Annotated in this window: 2 protein-coding genes and 1 pseudogene; 2 read left to right on the plus strand and 1 reads right to left on the minus strand. The window is 69.3% G+C overall.

Features of this window, described 5'->3' with window-relative positions:
• Positions 1-62 precede the first annotated feature (62 nt).
• Positions 63-1,304 (minus strand): Nramp family divalent metal transporter, encoded by a 1,242-nt coding sequence (locus tag ACFU5G_RS29590; RefSeq protein ID WP_377252670.1) that lies wholly within the window; start codon positions 1,302-1,304, stop codon positions 63-65.
• 267 nt (positions 1,305-1,571) lie between these two features.
• Between ACFU5G_RS29590 and ACFU5G_RS29595 the strand changes: the two genes are divergently transcribed.
• Together ACFU5G_RS29595 and ACFU5G_RS29600 are read left to right on the plus strand one after the other, a co-directional pair.
• Positions 1,572-3,227 (plus strand): ABC transporter substrate-binding protein, encoded by a 1,656-nt coding sequence (locus ACFU5G_RS29595; protein WP_377252672.1) that lies wholly within the window; start codon positions 1,572-1,574, stop codon positions 3,225-3,227.
• Positions 3,228-3,238: 11 nt separating this feature from the next.
• A pseudogene (locus ACFU5G_RS29600) lies at positions 3,239-3,464 on the plus strand (ABC transporter permease); the annotation flags it as partial.

Here is a 3,464-nt window from a genome sequence, read left to right on the forward strand (position 1 = left end):
TGTCGAGACCCCGGGGTCTCGACAAGCTCGACCAGCGCAAGCTCGACCAGCGGTAGCCGGACCTAGCCGCCGAAGACCGGCGCCACCGCCTTGACCAGCTCGTTGCCGCCCAGCACCAGGAACATCGCGGCCACCAGCACCAGGATCACGTTGACCCACCAGCGGTTGCGCCACTGCTGCGGCACGGCCTTGCTGTTCATCAGGAACAGCAGCGTCAGCGCGAGGAACGGCATGAACAGCGAGCCCAGCGCGCCGTAGACGACGACCAGCAGGATGGGCTTGTCGAGGAACAGCAGCGCCATCGGCGGGAACGTCAGCCACAGGATGTACCAGCGGTAGTAGGTGCCGCCGGCGCCCCGGCGGCGGTCGTCGGCGGGCAGGTTGCGCATGGTCGCCACGAAGTCGGCGAACATGAGCGACACCCCGTGCCAGACGCCGATCACCGACGAGAACGTCGCGGCGAAGAAGCCGACCAGGAACAGCGGCGCCATGAACGCCCCGTAGCGCTGGGCGAGCACGTCGGCGACGTCGACCAGCCCCTGCTCGCCGTCCGCGACGGCCAGGCCGGCCGAGTACAGCAGCTCGGAGCCGACGATCAGCATGGCGATCACGAACACGCCCGACATGAAGTAGGCCCACGCGTTGTCGATGCGCATGACCCGCATCCAGCGCGGCGTGTCCCAGCCCTTCTCGGTGAGCCAGTAGCCGTAGGCGGCCAGCGTGATGGTGCCGCCGACGCCGCCCGCCAGGCCGAGCGTGTTGAGCACCGCACCCTCGGGGATGATCGGCACGAGGCCGGCCAGGATCTCGCCGAGGTTGGGCGTCGTCAGCGCCGCCGAGCCCACGACGGTCACGAACATGACGCCGATGAGCACGGCCATGACGTTCTCGAACGGCTTGTACTTGCCGAACCAGACCAGGAGCAGGCCGGCCACGCCGGAGATCATCGCCCAGTACCGGATGTCCAGCACCGGGAACAGGCCGTTCAGCGCGAGGCCGACGCCGGACATGGCCGCGGCGCCGTAGCTGAAGCCCCAGATCATCACGTAGACGCCGAAGTAGACGACGGCCCACAGGCCGAGCGACTTCCAGCCGTCGAAGATGGTGCGGCCGGTCGCGAGCGTCCAGCGGCCCGCGCCCTCGACCAGCGCGATCTTGACCACGACGCCGAGGATCACCGCCCACAGCAGCGCGTAGCCGTAGTTGCTGCCCGCGACCATCGTGGCGACCAGGTCACCGGCGCCGATGCCGGTGGCCGCGACGACGAGGCCCGGGCCGATGATGCGCCAGCGTGGTCTCTCCAAGGACTGGTCCTGCCCTACGCCCGACCTTCCGCGTGGTGTCGGTGGGCCCTCGGTCAGCCGATCTCCTGGAACCCCCTGCGAAGTGACCTCATTGTCCTTTTCCATGGCGTGACTGTACCCACGGGTTTCACCCGCCCAAAAGGGACGCGCCCGCACCTGTCCGGCGTCACAGAGGTTTAACAGGACTGCAATCCATTGCATACACACCGGACCTCACCAGAGTGATTGTATGCAATCGTCCTTCTCAGACCCGGATTGGATTCTCCAGTGCGCACTCCCCTGCCGCCGCGGCTGCGCGGCCCACTCGCCCCCGCCGCCGGCCTCCTGGCCACGGCGCTCGTCCTGTCCGGCTGTCAGGAGGTGCAGACCTCCGCCCCCGTCGAGGAGACCGCCGACGTCACCGCCGTCACCCTGGACGGCCGCACGATCGAGGAGGGCGGCGACCTCGTCATGGCCCTGTCGGCCGAGCCCGACGTGCTCGACCCGACCACCTCGTCGTCGCTCTACACGCGCTACGTCATGGAGACGATGTGCGAGAAGCTCTACGACATCGACGAGTCGGGCGAGATCGTCCCGATGCTCGCCACCGAGCTGCCCGACGTCTCCGACGACGGCCGCACCGTCACGTTCCCGATCAAGGAGGGCGTGCAGTTCGCGGACGGCACTCCGTTCGACGCCGAGGCCGTCAAGACCTCGCTCGAGCGCCACCTCACCAAGGAGGACTCCTCCCGGCGCAGCGAGCTGGGTCCGGTCGAAGAGGTTACCGCGCTGGACGACAGCACGGTCGAGATCACCTACGAGACGCCGTTCTCGCCGCTCACCGCGGTCCTGGCCGACCGCGCGGGCATGATCATGTCGCCCACGGAGCTGGAGAAGGCGGGCGACGACTTCGGCGAGCACCCCGTGTGCGTGGGCGCCTTCAAGTTCGTCGAGCGGGTGCCGCAGACGTCGATCACGGTCGAGCGCGACCCGCTGTACTACGACGCCGACAACGTGCACCTGGACACGATCACCTACCGCATCATCACCGACGCGAGCATCCGCTCGGCGAACCTGCGCTCCGGCGACGTCCAGGTCGCCGACTCCCTCTCGACCCAGGACCTGGCCGCGCTGGAGTCCGCCGACGGCGTCGGCCTCCTGGAGGTCGGCTCGCTCGGCTACCAGGCCATGACGGTCAACGTGGGCAACACCGACGGCGTCGGCGCAGCGCCCGGGAAGATCGACACCCCCATCGCCACGGACCCGCGCGTGCGCCAGGCCCTGTCGATGGCCGTGGACCGCGAGCAGCTCGTGAAGTCCGTGTTCAACGACCGGTACGACCCGGCCTGCTCCCCCATCTCCCCCGCGTCCCCGTTCAGCAGCGACGCGAGCGAGGCCTGCCCGGAGTACGACCCCGAGGGCGCCAAGGCGCTCCTGGAGGAGGCCGGCGCGGACGTGCCGTACAAGATCGAGATCAAGGTGACCAACACGCCCGACACCCTGCGCCTGGCGCAGGCCGTGCAGGCCTCCGTGGCCGACGGCGGGTTCGACCTGACGATCGTGCCGGTCGAGTACTCCTCGCTGCTCGAGGTGCAGGAGCAGGGCGACTTCGACCTGCTGCAGCTCGGCTGGTCGGGCCGCGTGGACCCGCACGGCAACATGTTCAACTTCCTGTCCACGGGCGCCGGCAACAACTACTCCGGGTACAGCGACCCCGAGGTGGACGACCTGCTCACGCAGGCCGCCACGGTGATCGACCCGGCCGAGCGGGCCGAGCTGTACGGCCAGGTCGTGACCAAGGTCCAGGCGGACAACCCGATCATCTACCTCTACCGGACGCGCAGCATGACCGGCTACGCCGACGAGGTGGCGGGCATCTCCACGTACGCCGACGGCGTGGTGCGGCTGAGCAACGCCGCGTTCGTCGAGCCGGCCGAGGGCTGAGAGCACCCACGATGCGTCGTTACCTCCTCGTCCGCCTCGGCCAGTCGGCCGTGACGCTCCTGCTGGCGTCGATGGTCATCTTCCTGGGCGTGCGCATGCTGCCCGGCGACCCCGCGCTCGCGATGGCGGGCGAGGAGGCCACGCCGGAGCGGCTCGCCATGATCCGCGCCGACCTCGGCCTGGACCAGCCGGTCTGGGTGCAGTACGGGCGGTTCCTCGCCGAGGTCGCCTCGGGCG

Origin of the sequence: Promicromonospora sp. NPDC057488, assembly GCF_042802395.1 — a bacterium.
Taxonomy (GTDB): domain Bacteria; phylum Actinomycetota; class Actinomycetes; order Actinomycetales; family Cellulomonadaceae; genus Promicromonospora.